General features: G+C 65.2%; 13 protein-coding genes and 1 pseudogene. 8 read left to right on the top strand and 6 right to left on the bottom strand.

What is annotated here, in order from left to right; translation table 11 throughout:
• Positions 1 to 9 precede the first annotated feature (9 nt).
• The 5 genes from I6F17_RS16595 to I6F17_RS16575 form a co-directional block, all read right to left on the bottom strand.
• A complete protein-coding gene (locus tag I6F17_RS16595; RefSeq protein WP_036021517.1) occupies positions 10 to 1,029 on the bottom strand; it encodes a branched-chain amino acid ABC transporter permease in 1,020 nt (339 codons plus the stop codon).
• Positions 1,030 to 1,031: 2 nt separating this feature from the next.
• Positions 1,032 to 1,910, bottom strand: coding sequence for a branched-chain amino acid ABC transporter permease (locus I6F17_RS16590; RefSeq protein WP_035997949.1), 879 nt, complete (start codon positions 1,908 to 1,910; stop codon positions 1,032 to 1,034).
• Between the two features lie 13 nt (positions 1,911 to 1,923).
• Positions 1,924 to 2,637, bottom strand: a complete 714-nt coding sequence (locus I6F17_RS16585) for an ABC transporter ATP-binding protein (RefSeq protein WP_035997952.1) — start codon at positions 2,635 to 2,637, stop codon at positions 1,924 to 1,926.
• On the bottom strand, positions 2,634 to 3,431 hold the full coding sequence (locus I6F17_RS16580; RefSeq protein ID WP_225131663.1) for an ABC transporter ATP-binding protein: 798 nt from the start codon (positions 3,429 to 3,431) through the stop codon (positions 2,634 to 2,636). Before I6F17_RS16580 ends, I6F17_RS16585 begins: the two co-directional genes overlap by 4 nt.
• A 66-nt stretch (positions 3,432 to 3,497) precedes the next feature.
• Positions 3,498 to 4,364 (bottom strand): IclR family transcriptional regulator, encoded by an 867-nt coding sequence (locus tag I6F17_RS16575; protein WP_035997958.1) that lies wholly within the window; start codon positions 4,362 to 4,364, stop codon positions 3,498 to 3,500.
• 130 nt (positions 4,365 to 4,494) lie between these two features.
• Between I6F17_RS16575 and I6F17_RS16570 the strand changes: the two genes are divergently transcribed.
• The 7 genes and pseudogenes from I6F17_RS16570 to I6F17_RS16540 form a co-directional block, all read left to right on the top strand.
• The gene (locus I6F17_RS16570; protein ID WP_225131664.1) at positions 4,495 to 6,591 is read left to right on the top strand and encodes a 3-hydroxyacyl-CoA dehydrogenase NAD-binding domain-containing protein; all 2,097 of its coding nucleotides are present in this window, start codon (positions 4,495 to 4,497) and stop codon (positions 6,589 to 6,591) included.
• A gap of 158 nt (positions 6,592 to 6,749) precedes the next feature.
• A complete protein-coding gene (gene pimA / locus I6F17_RS16565) occupies positions 6,750 to 8,444 on the top strand; it encodes a dicarboxylate--CoA ligase PimA (protein WP_225131665.1) in 1,695 nt (564 codons plus the stop codon).
• 19 nt (positions 8,445 to 8,463) lie between these two features.
• Positions 8,464 to 9,654, top strand: a complete 1,191-nt coding sequence (gene pimC / locus I6F17_RS16560; RefSeq protein ID WP_035997966.1) for a pimeloyl-CoA dehydrogenase large subunit — start codon at positions 8,464 to 8,466, stop codon at positions 9,652 to 9,654.
• Between the two features lie 163 nt (positions 9,655 to 9,817).
• Positions 9,818 to 10,960 carry a pimeloyl-CoA dehydrogenase small subunit gene (gene pimD / locus I6F17_RS16555; protein WP_225131666.1) on the top strand — a complete coding sequence of 381 codons (1,143 nt, stop codon included), beginning with the start codon at positions 9,818 to 9,820 and terminating at the stop codon, positions 10,958 to 10,960.
• Between the two features lie 145 nt (positions 10,961 to 11,105).
• On the top strand, positions 11,106 to 11,879 hold the full coding sequence (locus tag I6F17_RS16550) for an SDR family oxidoreductase (protein ID WP_225131667.1): 774 nt from the start codon (positions 11,106 to 11,108) through the stop codon (positions 11,877 to 11,879).
• A gap of 262 nt (positions 11,880 to 12,141) precedes the next feature.
• Entirely contained in the window at positions 12,142 to 13,647 is a 1,506-nt protein-coding gene (gene glpK, locus I6F17_RS16545; protein ID WP_225131668.1) for a glycerol kinase GlpK, read from the top strand.
• A gap of 212 nt (positions 13,648 to 13,859) precedes the next feature.
• Positions 13,860 to 14,033, top strand: a pseudogene (locus I6F17_RS16540) (GNAT family N-acetyltransferase); the annotation flags it as partial.
• A gap of 28 nt (positions 14,034 to 14,061) precedes the next feature.
• Here I6F17_RS16540 and I6F17_RS16535 read toward each other — a convergent pair.
• Positions 14,062 to 15,006, bottom strand: coding sequence for a threonine/serine dehydratase (locus tag I6F17_RS16535; protein ID WP_225131669.1), 945 nt, complete (start codon positions 15,004 to 15,006; stop codon positions 14,062 to 14,064).
• A 63-nt stretch (positions 15,007 to 15,069) separates the two neighbouring features.
• On the opposite strand from I6F17_RS16535, the gene I6F17_RS16530 reads away from it, so the two are divergent.
• On the top strand, positions 15,070 to 15,372 hold the full coding sequence (locus I6F17_RS16530) for a helix-turn-helix domain-containing protein (protein ID WP_225131670.1): 303 nt from the start codon (positions 15,070 to 15,072) through the stop codon (positions 15,370 to 15,372).
• Positions 15,373 to 15,422 lie beyond the last annotated feature (50 nt).

Genomic DNA, 15,422 nt, shown 5'->3' with positions numbered 1-15,422 from the left:
AACGGGGTTTCAGTTCTTTCTGAGCTTGCCGACGAGTTGCTGGCCCAGGATCGCGACCTGCCTTGCGCCATGCGGCACGAGGTAGATGACGAGGAACAGCAGCACGCCGAACACCGCGCCGGAGAGGCCCTTGGAGATGCTCTCCGCCATGTTCGGCACGAAGATGATGAAGGCCGCACCGACGAACGAGCCGGGCAGCCAGCCGACGCCGCCGACCACCATGCCGAGGAACAGCGAGATCGCGAGCGTGATGGTGTAGCTGTCGGGCGCGACGAACTGCACCGCGATGGCGCCGAGCGAGCCGGCAACGCCGGTGATGCCGGCGGACACGCCGAAGGCCAGCGTCTTGTACAGCGCGACGTTGACGCCCATGGAGGAGGCCGCGATCTCGTTGTCGCGGATCGCCATGAAGGCGCGGCCCGAGCGGGAGCGCAACAGGTTCACCGAGAAGATGTAGATCGCCACCGTCACGGCGAGCGTGAAGTAGTACAGCCACATGTCCTGCGACATCGGCAAGCCGAACGGTGCGTCCGGCTTGGTGACGACGAGGCCCTGCACGCCGCCGGTCCAGTGCTCGAGGAAGTTCAGCTTGAGCAACTGCGGCATCGCGGTCGCGAGCGCAAAGGTCGCGAGCGCGAGATAGATGCCCGACAGCCGCAGCGCCGGCTTGCCGAACAGGTAACCGAATCCGAAGCAAATCACGGCGGAGATCGGAATGGTCAGCGCGTAGTTGACGTTGGCATGCTCCATCAGCACCGCAGACACATAGGCGCCGACGGCGTAGAACGCGCTCTGGCCGAGCGAGAACTGGCCGCTTCCACCGGTCAGGATGTTCAGCGCCAGCACCGCGAGCCCGTAGATCAGGAGCATCGTCATCTGGAAGATGATGAAGTTCTTGACGAACATCGGCACGATCAACAGCGCCGCCAGCACCACCAGCGAGGTGCCGGTGCCCAGCGTCATGGCCCGCTTCGGAACCGCCTCGACCGCCTCGTGGCCCTCGGCGACGACTTCTTCTGCTGCGCTCATGATCAAACTCGCTTGACGATATGCCGGCCGAACAGACCAGCGGGTTTGACGACCAGGACGGAGATGATCAGCGCGAGCGCGATCGGGAGTTTCAGCTCATTGCCGACGCCGGGGATGTAGGTACCGGCGAGATTCTCGAACACGCCGACCAGGAAGCCGCCGACCACGGCGCCGAACGGGCTCGACAGCCCGCCGAGCACCGCCGCGGCGAAGCCGTAGATCAGCACGCCGCCCATCATGTTCGGCTCGAGGAATACGACAGGTGCGATCAGCATGCCGGCGATCGAGCCGATCGCGGTCGCCATGCCCCAGCCGAGCGCGATCATCCAGCTCGTGTTGATGCCGACGAGGCGGGCCGATTCGGGCACCGACGCTGCGGCTCGCATCGCAAGGCCGATGCGCGTGTACTGGAAGAAGAAATAGAGCGCGAGCAGCAGCGCCACGGTGACGCCGATCATGCCGGCCTGGTGCGTCGAGATCAGCTGGCTGCCGAGGAACGGTGCGGAGCCGAACGGGGTCGGATATTGCTTGATCGTGAAGTCCCAGATCAGGCCCGCCGAGGAGTTGATGATCGCAAACAGCGCGATGAAGCCGGCGACGTTGGTGAGCACCGGCGCCTTGACGAGCGGCTTGAACAGGATGCGCTCGATCGCGATGCCGGCAACGAAAGAAAATGCCAGCGTGATCAGGAAGGCCGCCCAATAAGACACGCCCCACTGCATCAGCTGCCATGAGATGAAGGTCGAGAACATCGCCATCTCGCCTTGCGCGAAGTTGAGATGGTCGATGGCCTGGTAGATCATGACCACGGCGAGCGCCATGCAGGCATAAATCGCCCCCGTGGCGATGCCGGCCAGGACCTGGTTGGTGAACAGCTCCATTGTGCCGGCTCCCTCAGTAACCCAGATAGGATTTGCGGATTTCTTCGTTGTTCGCGATGTCCTTGGCCTTGCCCGACATCACGATGCGCCCGGTCTCGATCACATAGGCCTGGTCGGCGAGCTCGAGCGCGAGCTGGGCGTTCTGCTCGACCACCAGGATCGAGACCTTGTCCTCGCGGTTGATCTTGCCGAGGATGCCGAACAGGTCGCGCACCACCAGCGGCGCGAGGCCGAAGGAGGGCTCGTCGAGCAGCATCAGCCGCGGCCGCAGCATCAGCGCGCGGGCGACCGCGAGCATCTGCTGCTCGCCGCCGGAGAGCGTGCCGGCCTGCTGGGTATGGCGCTGCTTCAACACCGGGAAATGCGCGTACATGCGCTCGATGTCGGAGACGATGCCGGCGCGGTCCTTGCGGGTGATGGCCCCGAGCTGGAGGTTCTCTTCCACTGTCATGTTGGTGAAGGTGCCGCGGCCCTGCGGCACGTGGGCGATGCCGAACCGCACGATGCTCTCGGTCGAACGGTTGTTCAGCGGCTTGCCTTCGAACTCGACGCCGCCGGTGGAGCGCACCATGTTGCAGATCGCGCGCAGTGTGGTGGTCTTGCCGGCGCCGTTGGCGCCCAGCAGCGTCACGAGGGAGCCCTCGTTGAGCGAGAAGGACAGGCCATGGAGCGCCTGGACCTGGCCGTAATAAGCGCGCAGGTCCTTGACGTTGAGCAGTGGCGTCATTGATCCTTGCTCCCGAGATAGGCCTTGATGACGTCCGGGTCCGCCTGCACCTGGGCGGGCGTGCCTTCCGCGAGCTTCTTGCCGAAATTCAGCGCGACGACGTGGTCGGCGATCGACATCACGAGGCCCATGTGATGCTCGACCAGGAGCACGGTCATATGGCGCTCGTCGCGGATTTTGCGGATGAGGTCGCCGAGCACATGAACTTCCTCGTGGTTGAGGCCGCCGGCGGGTTCGTCGAGCAGCAGGATCTTCGGATCGGCCGCCAGCGCACGCGCCAGCTCGACCCGCTTCTGCGTACCGAACGGTAGGCCGGACACGACGGTATGGGCGACGTCCTCGAGGTCGAGGTAAGCAAGGATCTCGTGCACCTTCTTGTTGATGTTGGTCTCGCTGCGCCGGACCCAGGCAAGCTTCAGGGAGTCGCTGATAATGTCGCTCGAGGTCTTCGAATGGGCGCCGACGCGGACGTTGTCCATCACCGAAAGGTTGGGAAACAGCGCCACGTTCTGGAAGGTGCGGCCGATGCCGATCTCGGCGATCCGGTGCGGCGGCCGCGTCAGGATGCTCACGCCGTCCATCAAGATGTCGCCCGACGACGGCTGGTACAGCCGCGACAGGCAGTTGAAGAGCGTGGTCTTGCCGGCGCCGTTGGGACCGATCAATCCGAGGATGGCTCCCTTGTGCATGTCGAAGGACACGCCGTTTAGCGCGACGATGCCGCCGAACACGACGCTGACGTCGCGAACCGCGAGCAGGGGCGATGTACCCCGCGCGAGCTGTGCCTGCGTCATCTCGTCTCGCTCACGTCGTTCGGTGAGCGATGGGGCGATGCGAGCCGCTCCCGATGATGACAAAGGCTATCTGAATCCCTCGGCCACACGCGCAACTTTTCCTCCTGATTTCAGCTTTTTGCTGATGTCTTTTTTTGAATGCGGCATCAGACCCCCGAGCGCCGCCTCGATGTTCCTTACCATCGCTAAGAGACGCGGTCCAATGTCGTTGATCAAACGCTCTTCCGTGAAACGGAATGCGGGCGCGCCGCAATTGAATGCGTAAGGCCCGGTTCCGTCGTTGAGCTTGAGCGCGACGCCGGCGGCGCCGATGTCGTCGTGCCAATCGCCGACCGAAATCGCAAAGCCGTATTTCGCGACCGTCTCGCCGGAACGTTCCAAGCCCTCGCGCATCTTCGGCCAGCGGCTGCCGTAATGTTCGCGCAGGATGCGCGACACTTCGGCGCGACCTTCGTCATCGAGTGCCCAGAAATAGGCGCGGCCCATCGCGCTGGTTGCAATCGGCACGCGCGAGCCGACGTCAAGTTGAACGCCGACGGTCTCGCTGCCGCGGCTCTGCCCGAAATAGATCATGCTGTGGCGGTCACGGCCGCCGACGGCGACGGCGCCGCCGGTCGCGCGCATCACCTCTTCGCGGAACGGCTCGGACAAATGCCGAACGCCCAGATTGGCCAGCGCGGCGTAGCCGAGCGACATCGCTGCCGGGGCGAGCTGGTACTTTTCGAAGCGGGGAACCGGCGTCAGATAGCCAAGCTTGGTCAGCGTGTAGGTCAGCCGCGACACGGTGGGCTTGGGCAGATTGGTGCGGGACGCAATCTCCTGATTGCCCAGCAGGCCGTCATTGGGTTGGAACGCGCGCAAAACTTCCAGTCCGCGGGAAAGCGCGACGACGAAATTCCGATCGGTCGCGGTCTTCTTTCCTGTACGCTTCATCCCTGATCTGCTTCTTGCGCGGAGTCGTTGACAACGTCCGTGCTTCAAAATAACCCTGCCGTCAAGATGCGGAATTAAATTCCGCAATGCGAAATCGAATAAAAGTAAATCCCCACCAAGGAGGGACACCGTGAGCGAAGTGGTCAAGCTTGAGCGTCATGATGAAGTCGGGATCGTCACGGTCAACAGCCCGCCGGTCAATGCGCTGAGTGCCGCAGTCCGCGGCGGGATCCTCGAGTGCATCAAGGCCGCGATCGCCGATCCCGCCATCAAGGGCATCGTGCTGACCTGCGCCGGCCGCACGTTCATTGCCGGTGCCGACATCACCGAGTTCGGCAAGCCGCCGAAGCCGCCCGCGCTCAACGACGTGCTGTCCGAGATCGAAAACTCGCCCAAGCCGGTCGTTGCCGCGATCCACGGCACCGCGCTCGGCGGCGGCCTCGAGGTCGCGCTGGCCTGCCATTTCCGCGTCGCGGTGAAAGAGGCCAAGCTCGGCCTGCCCGAGGTGAAGCTCGGACTTCTGCCCGGCGCCGGTGGCACCCAGCGCCTGCCCCGTGCGGTGGGCCCGGAGCTTGCGGTCAAGATGATCGTCGGCGGCGACCCGATCGGGGCGGCGGAGGCGCTGAAGAACGGCCTGATCGAGGAGATCGTCGAGGGCCCGGCCTCCGGCGGCGAGGCTTTCGTACGCAAGCTGCTCGCGGAGAAGCGCCCGCTGCGCCGCCTGCGCGACGACGATTCCAAGCTCGCAGCCGCCAAGGCCGACCGCTCGATCTTCACCAATGCGGTCGCGGCCATGACCAAGAAGTCGCGCGGCCTGGAGGCGCCGTTCGCCGCAGCCGACGCCGTCGGCTATGCCATCGACCTGCCGTTCGACGAAGGCCTGAAGAAGGAGCGCGAGGGCTTCCTCAAGCTCGTCGCCAGCGACCAGTCCAAGGCGCAGCGTTACGCCTTCTTCGCCGAGCGCGAGGCCAACAAGATCGCCGGCGTTCCTGAAGGCACCAAGCCGCGGCCGGTGAACCGCGTCGCCATTCTCGGCGCCGGCACCATGGGCGGCGGCATCGCGATGTCCTTCGCCAATGCCGGCGTGCCCGTCACCCTGATCGAGACCGGCGAGGAGCAGCTCAAGCGCGGCATGGGCATCATGCAGAAGAACTGGGAGGCGACCGCCGCGCGCGGCGGCATCCCGGCCGATGCGCCCGCCAAGCGCATGGCGCTGATCAACGGCGTCGTCGGCATCGAGAATGTCGGCGATGCCGATCTCGTCATCGAGGCCGTGTTCGAGACCATGGCGGTCAAGAAGGAGGTGTTCGGCAAGCTCGACCAGTACGCCAAGCCGGGCGCGGTGCTCGCCTCCAACACCTCGTATCTCAACATCGACGAGATCGCGAAGTCGACCAAGCGTCCGCAGGACGTGCTCGGCATGCACTTCTTCTCGCCGGCCAACGTCATGAAGCTGTGCGAGATCGTGCGTGCCGACAAGACCGCGCCGGATGCGCTGGTGACTGCGGTGACGATCGCGCGAAAAATCGCGAAGGTGCCGGCCGTGGTCGGCGTCTGCGACGGCTTCGTCGGCAACCGCATGCTGGCCCAGCGCGGCAAGCAGTCCGAGAAGCTGCTGTTCGAGGGCGCGCTGCCGCAGCAGGTCGATGCCGTCGTCACCAAGTTCGGCATGCCGATGGGCCCGTTCGCGATGAGCGATCTCGCCGGCCTCGACATCGGCTGGCGCTCGCGGAAAGATCGCGGCATCAAGTCGGAAATCGCGGACGCGCTGTGCGAAGCCGGCCGCTTCGGCCAGAAGACCGGCAAGGGCTATTACAAGTACGAGCAGGGTTCTCGTGCGCCGCTGCCCGACCCCGACGTCGAGAAGCTGATCGACGAGACCTTGCTGCGTCTCGGCCGCAAGAAGCGCGTCGTCAGCGACGAGGAGATCCTCGAGCGCATGATGTATCCGATGATCAACGAGGGCGCGAAGATCCTGGAAGAGGGTATCGCCGCGCGTCCCAGCGACATCGACGTGGTCTGGCTCTACGGCTATGGCTGGCCGATCTATCGCGGCGGCCCGATGTTCTGGGCCGACAGCGTCGGCCTCAAGCACATCGCCGATCGTCTGGCCTTCTACGCTAAGGAGACCAACGATCCGAGCCTCGAGCCCGCCCCGCTGCTGAAGAAGCTCGCCGCGGAGGGCAAGACGTTTGCGTCGCTGGCTGCGGAGTCTAAAGCAGCGTGATCGGGGCTTCGTCTCAACCTTCGTCATTCCGGGATGCGCCGCAAGGCGCAGGCCCGGAATCCATAACCCCAGCTGGTGGTTATGGATTCCGGGCTCGCGACTTCGTCGCGCCCCGGAATGACGGTCTGTGTTAGTTGTTCGCTCAAGCAATCAGGAAAATGACCCATCCCGGCGAACAGTTTTATCCCGAGGGCGTGCGGTGGGACGACACCATCGTCCAGGGCACGCTGCCGGACCTTCTCGCCAAGGCCGCCGCCGATTACGGCCCGCGCACCGCGCTGGAATTCCGCGACCGGCCCATCAGCTACACCGAGCTCGCAAGCTTGGCCGATCGTGCCGCCGCGGCGTTCCTGCGCGCTGGCATCGGCAGGAACAGCTCGGTCGCGCTGTTCCTCGGCAACACGCCGGATCACCCCGTCAGCTTCTTCGGCGCGCTGAAGGCCGGCGGCCGCGTCGCGCATCTGTCGCCGCTCGACGGCGAGATCGCGCTGACGCACAAGGTCACCGATTCCGGCTCGCGCCTGCTCGTCACCTCCAACCTCCAGGCTCTGCTGCCGACCGCGCTGAAATTCCTGGAGAAGGGCCTGATCGACAAGCTCGTCGTCTGCGAGGACGATCATTGGGGCAAGGTCGGCACGCCGCAGGCGGCGATCCCCGACGATCCCCGCATCGTCACCTTCAAGACCTTCGTCGAAGGCGCCGCCGCGCCTGCGCAATGGCCTGTCGTCGCGACCGACGACGTCGCGCTGCTGCAATATACCGGCGGTACCACCGGCCTGCCCAAGGGTGCGATGCTCACCCACGGCAATCTCACCTCGGCGGTGTCGATCTACGACGTCTGGGGCAAGCCGGCCCGTGCCGCTCGCGGCGAGACAATCGAGCGCGTGATCTGCGTGCTGCCGCTGTTTCACATCTACGCGCTCACGGTGGTGCTGCTGTCCTCGCTCCGCCGCGGCAATCTGATCTCGCTGCATCAGCGCTTCGACGTCGAAGCCGTGATGCGCGACATCGAGGTCAAGCGCGCCACCTATTTCCCCGGCGTGCCGACGATGTGGATCGCGATCGCCGCGCTGCCCGATCTCGACAAACGCGACTTCTCCTCGCTGGTCACCATCGGCTCCGGCGGCGCGCCGCTGCCGGTGGAGATCGCAAGCTTCTTCGAGCGCAAGGTCGGCAAGAAGCTGAAGAGCGGCTGGGGCATGACCGAGACCTGCTCGCCCGGCACCGGCCATCCGCCCGAGGGCCCCGAGAAACCGGGCTCGATCGGCCTGACGCTGCCCGGCATCGAGCTCGACGTCGTCGCGCTCGACGATCCCAGGCGCGTGCTGCCACCGGGTGAGATCGGCGAGATCCGCATCAAGGGCCCGAACGTCACCAAGGGCTACTGGAACAAGCCGGCGGGATCGACCGAGGCCTTCGTCGACGGCCGCTTCCTGACCGGCGACATCGGCTATGTCGATGCCGACGGCTACTTCTTCCTGGTCGACCGCAAGAAGGACATGATCATCTCCGGCGGTTTCAACGTCTATCCGCAGATGATCGAGCAGGCGATCTACACCATCCCGGGCGTGCACGAGGTGATCGTGCTCGGCATTCCCGATCCCTATCGCGGCGAAGCCGCCAAGGCCTTCATCAAGCTGAGGCCCGAGGCAAAGCCGTTCACGCTCGACGAGCTGCGCGCGCAGCTTGCCGGCAAGCTCGGCAGGCACGAATTGCCGGCCGCGGTCGAGTTCGTCGACGACCTGCCGCGCACGCCGGTCGGGAAATTGTCGCGCCACGAATTGCGCCAGCAGCAGAAATCGTCTTCCGGGATTCGCGCTGCTGATGCCCCCGCAATGACGAATATGAAGTAACGTTTCACAGGAGGATCCGATGGATCTCGCATTCACTAGAGAAGAGCAGGCGTTTCGCGACGAAGTGCGGCAGTTCTTCCGCGACAACGTGCCGCCGGACACGCGGCGCAAGCTGGTCGAGGGCCGTCACCTCTCCAAGGACGAGATGGTGACGTGGTGGCGCATCCTCAACAAGAAGGGCTGGGGCGTCAGCCATTGGCCGAAGGAATATGGCGGCACCGGCTGGACCAGCGTGCAGCACTACATCTTCAACGAGGAGCTGCAGTCCTATCCGGCGCCGCAGCCGCTCGCCTTCGGCGTCAGCATGGTCGGCCCCGTCATCTACACCTTCGGCAACGAGGAGCAGAAGAAGAAGTACCTGCCGCGCATCGCCAATGTCGACGATTGGTGGTGCCAGGGCTTTTCGGAGCCCGGCTCCGGCTCCGACCTCGCCTCGCTGAAGACGAAAGCCGAGCGCCGTGGCGACAAGTGGATCATCAACGGCCAGAAGACCTGGACCACGCTCGCCCAGCATGCCGACATGATCTTCTGCCTCTGCCGCACCGACAACAACGCCAAGAAGCAGATGGGCATCTCCTTCATCGTGTTCTCGATGAAGTCGAAGGGCGTCACCGTGCGCCCGATCCAGACCATCGACGGCGGCCGTGAGGTCAACGAAGTCTTCTTCGACGACGTCGAGGTTCCCTACGAGAACCTGATCGGCGAGGAGAACAAGGGTTGGGACTACGCCAAATTTCTGCTCGGCAATGAGCGCACCGGCATCGCCCGCGTCGGCGTCTCCAAGGAGCGCATCCGCCGCATCAAGGATCTGGCCTCGAAGGTCGAATCCGCCGGCAAGCCGATCATCCAGGATCCCGCCTTCCGCGAGAAGCTGGCGGCCTGCGAGATCGAGCTGAAGGCGCTTGAGCTCACCCAGCTGCGCGTCGTCGCCGACGAAGGCAAGCACGGCAAGGGCAAGCCCAATCCGGCCTCCTCGGTGCTGAAGATCAAGGGCTCGGAGATCCAGCAGACCACCACCGAGCTGCTGATGGAAGTGATCGGCCCGTTCGCAGCGCCCTACGACGTGCACGGCGACGACGGCTCGAACGAAGCCATGGACTGGACCGCCCAGATCGCGCCGAGCTATTTCAACAACCGCAAGGTCTCGATCTACGGCGGCTCCAACGAGATCCAGCGCAACATCATCGCCAAGGCGGTGCTGGGGCTGTGAGGCAACAATGACGCTGTCGTCCCCCGCGAAGGCGGGGGACCCAGTACGCCGCGGCGGTCGTGAGTACGGCAGGCGGCTGCGTTTACTGGATCCCCGCCTTCGCGGGGATGACGTTTGAGGATCAGGCGACGGCAGGGCAATTCCCGCCGATTTGGAGAAAGAAATGGATTTTGATCTGTCCGAGGAGCAGCGGCTTCTCAAGGAAAGCATCGACGGCCTGCTGACCGATTCCTACGATTTCGAGCAGCGCAAGAAGTACATGGCGGAGAAGGGCGGCTGGAGCAAAACGGTCTGGCTCAAGCTCGCCGAGCAGGGCTTGCTCGGTCTGCCTTTCGCAGAAGCCGATGGCGGCTTCGGCGCCGGCGGCGTCGAGACCATGATCGTGATGGAAGCGCTCGGCAAGGCGCTGGTGCTGGAGCCGTATCTCGCCACCGTCGTGATCGGCGGCGGCTTCCTGCGTCATGCCGGCACCGATGCGCAGAAGGCCGCACACGTGCCTGGGATCATCGACGGCAGCAAGACGCTGGCCTTCGCCCAGCTCGAGAAGAACTCGCGCTACGATCTGTTCGACGTCGCCACGACCGCGAAGAAGAAGGGCGATGCCTACGTGATCGACGGCGAGAAGTTCGTCGTGCTGAACGGCGAGAATGCGGATACCCTGATCGTCACCGCGCGTACCAAGGGCGATCGCCGCGACAAGTCGGGCATCGGCGTGTTCCTGGTCCCCGCCAATGCCAAGGGCGTCGCGAAAAAGTCCTATCCGACCCAGGACGGCCTGCACGCCGCCGACATCACCTTCACCGGTGTCGAGGTCGGTCCCGACGCTGTGCTCGGCAACCCCGAGGACTCGCTCGCGCTGATCGAGCGCGTTGTCGATGAAGCCCGCGTCGCGCTCTGCGCCGAGGCGGTCGGCCTGATGGACGAATCGCTCAAGACCACGGTCGAGTACATCAAGACGCGCAAGCAGTTCGGCGTCGCGATCGGCTCGTTCCAGTCGCTGCAGCACCGCGCCTCCGATATGTTCGTCGCCACCGAGCAGGCGCGCTCGATGTCGATGTTCGCGACCATGGCGAACGACTTCGAGGACGCCAAGGAGCGCAGCAACGCGATCGCCGCGGCCAAGGTGCAGATCGGCAAGTCGCTGAAGTTCGTCGGCCAGCAGTCGATCCAGCTTCACGGCGGCATCGGCATGACCATGGAGGCCAAGATCGGCCACTACTTCAAGCGCCTCACCATGATCGAGAACACCTTTGGCGACACCGACTACCACCAGCGCCGCGTTGCGGATGCGGGCGGGTTGATCTGAGTTGACCTAGACCACACGACGACTGTCATCCCGGGGCATCGCGCAGCGATGAACCCGGGATCCATCGGGCGGCAATACGTGCGGTGAAATGGATTCCGGGCTCGCGCTATGCGCGCCCCGGAATGACCAGGAAGAGAGTCCATCAATGCAAAACACCCCGTTCGATCTCACCGGCAAGGTCGCCGTGGTCACCGGCTCCAGCCGCGGCATCGGCCGCTCCTCCGCCGAGTTGCTCGCCAAGTTAGGCGCCAAGGTGGTTGTCTCCTCGCGCAAGGCCGACGCTTGCAAGGAGGTCGCCGACGGCATCAATGCCGCTGGCGGCGATGCCATCGTCATCCCCTGCAACATCGCGCGCAAGAACGAGGTCGAGGCGCTGATCGCGGGCGCCACGAAGCATTACGGCAAGATCGACATTCTCGTCTGCAACGCCGCGGTCAACCCGTATTACGGCCCGCTGCTCGACATATCAGATGAAGCCTTCGACAAGATCATGGGCTCGAACGTCAAGAGCAACATCTGGCTCTCCGCGCTCGCGATCCCTGGGATGGCCGAGCGCGGCAAGGGCTCGGTGATCATCATCTCATCGATCGGGGGCCTGCGCGGCTCCACCGTGATCGGCGCCTACGGCATCTCCAAGGCCGCCGACTTCGCGCTGTGCCGCTCGCTCGCCGGCGAATGGGGGCCGAAAGGCGTCCGCGTCAACTGCATCGCGCCCGGCCTGGTCAAGACCGACTTCGCCCGCGCGCTCTGGGAAGACGAAGCCAATCTGAAGCGCCGCACCGCCACCACGCCGCTCCGCCGCATCGGCGAGCCCGACGAAATCGCCGGCGCCGTCGCCTATCTCGCCTCGGACGCATCGAGCTTCATGACCGGCCAGACCATCGTCATCGACGGCGGCGTGACCACCGCGGCGGTGTAGGGTTCTTCCCCTCTCCCCTTGCGGGAGAGGGTGGATCGCCGCGAAGCGGCGAGACGGGCAAGGGGTCTCTATCCGCACGTGACCCTCTCTCGTAATACTCTTTGCCGACAGAATCCCTCATCCGGCGCTTCGCGCCACCTTCTCCCACAAGGAAGGGAAGGGCGCCGGGGCACCGCATCCAAACCTTGACCTTGCTGCCCTAATCCGCTCCCTTTGGCGCGACACAATGACCCGTCTCAGGGAAACGCCAAGGTAAGCCGCCATGTCTTTCGTCCTCGCCATCGACCAGGGCACCACCTCTTCGCGTGCGATCGTGTTTCGCGGCGATATTTCCATCGCTGCCAAGGCGCAGGCCGAGTTTCCGCAGCACTTTCCGGCCTCGGGCTGGGTCGAGCACGAACCGGAGGACATCTGGACCTCGACCGTGATGGTCTGCCGCGAGGCGATCGAGCACGCCGGCATCACGGCAAAGGACATCGCCGCGATCGGCATCACCAACCAGCGCGAGACCACCGTGGTGTGGGACCGCGCCACCGGCCAGGCCGTGCACCGCGCGATTGTCTGGCAGGACCGCCGCACCGCCGACATCTGCGCCAAGCTCAAGGCAGAAGGCCGCGAGCCCGTGATCTCGCAGAAGACCGGCCTGATCATCGACCCCTATTTCTCCGGCACCAAAGTCGCATGGATCCTCGACCACGTCCCCGGCGCCCGGGCGCGCGCCGCGCGCGGCGAATTGATGTTCGGCACCATCGATTGCTATCTGCTCTGGCGCCTCACCGGCGGCAAGGTGCACGCCACCGACGCCACCAATGCCTCGCGCACGCTGCTGTTCAACATCCACACCGGCGCGTGGGACGACGAGCTCCTGGAGATCATCGGCGTGCCGCGCTCGATGCTGCCCGAGGTGAAGGATTCCTCCGCCCGCTTCGGCGAGAGCACGCCGGACCTGTTCGGCGGCCCCATCGTCATCGCCGGCATCGCCGGCGACCAGCAGGCCGCCACCATCGGCCAAGCCTGCTTCCGCCCCGGCATGATGAAGTCCACCTACGGCACCGGCTGTTTCGCGCTGCTCAACACCGGCACCACGCCGGTCGTCTCCAAGAACAAGCTGCTCACCACCGTCGCCTATCAGCTCGATGGAAAACGCACCTATGCGCTGGAAGGCTCGATCTTCGTCGCCGGCTCCGCCGTGCAGTGGCTGCGCGACGGTCTCGGCATCATCAAGCACGCCGCCGAGACCGGACCTCTCGCGGATCAATCCGACTCCATGCAGAGCGTCTATCTCGTCCCCGCCTTCGTCGGCATGGGCGCGCCCTACTGGAATCCGCGCGTCCGCGGCGCGCTGTTCGGCCTCACCCGCAACACCGGCCCCGCCGAGCTTGCCCATGCCGCGCTGGAAAGCGTCTGCTACCAGACCTTCGACCTCTGGGCCGCGATGCGCGCGGACTGGCCAAGCTCGGAAACCGCAAGCGTCGTGCTCCGCGTCGACGGCGGCATGACGGCGTCGGACTGGACCATGCAGCGCCTTGCCGATCTCCTGGATGCGCCGGTCGACCGCCCCGTGATCCAGGAGACAACGGCCCTCGGCGCCGCCTACCTCGCCGGCCTCCAGGCGGGCGTCTATCCCGAGCCGACCAAATTCGCCGACAATTGGCGCCTCGAGCACCGCTTCAAGCCGAACATGAGCCAGGCGACGCGCGAGCGGAAGCTCGCCGGCTGGGCGCGCGCAGTGAAGGGCGTGCTCGCGAGCGACGAGGGGGAGGGGTAGGCGTAGGTACAGCCTCGCAGCTCGCTGCCGTGAGTTGCGCTCAACTGTCTCCACGTCGTCATTGCGAGGAGCTCTTGCGACGAAGCAATCCAGACTGCCTCTGCGGAAAGATCCTGGATTGCTTCGCTGCGCTCGCAATGACGGAGTGTGGCGCTGCTGTGGTGCCTCAAACGGCGCCGCCCGCTAACCGCTAACAAAAGAAGAAACCAAGCATGATCGTCCCCGACGGCTATTCCGACGTCCCGAACGGCAAGATCGCCGCAATCGTCACCCATCTGGAGATGACCACTCGCCCCGCGCGCCGCGATGATCCGCCCGGCGCCTGGACCTTGCGCAAGGTCGATGCCCCCGCGCTTCCCTGGTACCGCGATCTCTTCCGCCGCGTGGCGGCCCAGTCATGCCATTCCCGCTCAGCTAGTCGAAATTCACCGCCGTCGTGTTGGCGCCGCAAACCAGAATTGCGACGCGCTCGCCGGCCGAGGGACGATAACGCCCCGAGAGCACCGCGGCAAAGGCAGCGGCGCCGCCGGGCTCGGCCACGAGGCGCAGGTGCGACCACAGCGCGGCCTGGGCGTGCCGGATCGCATCGTCGCTGACCAGGACGACGCGCTCGACATGGGCGCGCGCGACCGGAAACATCAGCTCGCCGACGCGGCGCGGCGCCAGGCTGTCGGCGGCGATGCCGCCGGCCGGCGCATCGACCGGTGCACCCGCCTCGAACGCGTTGTGCAGGGTTGGCGATTGCTCGGGCTCGACCGCGACGATGCGTGCCCTGCCGGCGTACCACGCCGCAATGCCGCCGATCAGCCCGCCGCCGCCGACGGCCACCAGCAGCGTGTCGATGCCGGGAGCATCCTGCTCCAATTCCAGCCCGACGCTGCCCTGGCCGAGCAGGGTTTCGGCCTGATCGAAGGCATGCACGGCCAGCGCGCCGGTCTGCGCGACATGCGCCTCGCTCGCGGCGAGCGCATCGGCGTAGCGGCTGCCCGCGATCACGAGCTTTGCGCCATAGGTCCTGATCCGTTCGGCCTTGGCCGGCGAGGTGATGTCGGGCACGAAGATCGTGGCGGGAATGCCGAGCCGCTGCGCCGCATAGGCCACGGCCGCGCCGTGATTGCCACCGGATGCGGCGACCACACCGGCCTGCGGCACCTGCCGCAGCAACAGATTGGCAAAGGCGCCGCGCGCCTTGAACGATCCGGAATGCTGCAGCATTTCGAGCTTGAACGTAACCGGCGCCGCCGGCAGGCCGAAATCGGCGAGGTCGGCCTGAACAAGCGGCGTGCGCCTGATATGCGGACGGATGACCGGCTCGGTCGCCGCAATCCGCTCCCGATTGATGTCGATTGTCGCTGTCATGATGCCGTCCAGGATAGCGCAAAGAAGCGTTGACATCAATTAGGTAATTAGCAAAATGGCTAAATGAAACTTGCCGTCGCATTGCGCGCGCTCGCCAACGAACGCCGCCTGCAGATCCTGGAATGGCTGCGGGATCCGCGGCGGCATTTTCGCGAGCAGGAAGATGGCGACCTGGTCGAGGACGGCGTCTGCGGATTGCTGATCGCCGAGAAGCTCGGGGTCAGCGCGCCGACGGTGAGTGAGCACATGCGGGTGCTGACGGCGGCCAAGCTGGTGCGCGCCAAGCGGATCAAGCAATGGACGATGTACAAGCGCAACGAGACCGCCATCGCCGCGATCAAGCGCTCGATCCAGGACGGCCTTTGAGCGCAAGGCCATCGCGGGCGTCGTTGCGGCCGGCGCAATGCTCCCTTTCC

It is taken from the genome of Bradyrhizobium sp. NBAIM18 (assembly GCF_020193825.1).
GTDB classification, from domain to species: Bacteria; Pseudomonadota; Alphaproteobacteria; order Rhizobiales; family Xanthobacteraceae; genus Bradyrhizobium; species Bradyrhizobium yuanmingense.
Note: the sequence above shows the minus strand (reverse complement) of the source record. Positions and strands in the feature narration are given on the sequence as shown.

What these genes read in the sequence shown, in the direction of transcription:
- I6F17_RS16595 (WP_036021517.1), bottom strand. Translation starts at nt 1,029, where the DNA reads ATGAGCGCAGCAGAAGAAGTCGTCGCCGAGGGCCACGAGGCGGTCGAG.
- I6F17_RS16550 (WP_225131667.1), top strand. Translation starts at nt 11,106, where the DNA reads ATGCAAAACACCCCGTTCGATCTCACCGGCAAGGTCGCCGTGGTCACC.
- pimC (WP_035997966.1), top strand. Translation starts at nt 8,464, where the DNA reads ATGGATCTCGCATTCACTAGAGAAGAGCAGGCGTTTCGCGACGAAGTG.
- I6F17_RS16535 (WP_225131669.1), bottom strand. Translation starts at nt 15,006, where the DNA reads ATGACAGCGACAATCGACATCAATCGGGAGCGGATTGCGGCGACCGAG.
- pimA (WP_225131665.1), top strand. Translation starts at nt 6,750, where the DNA reads ATGACCCATCCCGGCGAACAGTTTTATCCCGAGGGCGTGCGGTGGGAC.
- I6F17_RS16590 (WP_035997949.1), bottom strand. Translation starts at nt 1,910, where the DNA reads ATGGAGCTGTTCACCAACCAGGTCCTGGCCGGCATCGCCACGGGGGCG.
- pimD (WP_225131666.1), top strand. Translation starts at nt 9,818, where the DNA reads ATGGATTTTGATCTGTCCGAGGAGCAGCGGCTTCTCAAGGAAAGCATC.
- I6F17_RS16575 (WP_035997958.1), bottom strand. Translation starts at nt 4,364, where the DNA reads ATGAAGCGTACAGGAAAGAAGACCGCGACCGATCGGAATTTCGTCGTC.
- I6F17_RS16530 (WP_225131670.1), top strand. Translation starts at nt 15,070, where the DNA reads ATGAAACTTGCCGTCGCATTGCGCGCGCTCGCCAACGAACGCCGCCTG.
- I6F17_RS16580 (WP_225131663.1), bottom strand. Translation starts at nt 3,431, where the DNA reads ATGACGCAGGCACAGCTCGCGCGGGGTACATCGCCCCTGCTCGCGGTT.
- I6F17_RS16585 (WP_035997952.1), bottom strand. Translation starts at nt 2,637, where the DNA reads ATGACGCCACTGCTCAACGTCAAGGACCTGCGCGCTTATTACGGCCAG.
- glpK (WP_225131668.1), top strand. Translation starts at nt 12,142, where the DNA reads ATGTCTTTCGTCCTCGCCATCGACCAGGGCACCACCTCTTCGCGTGCG.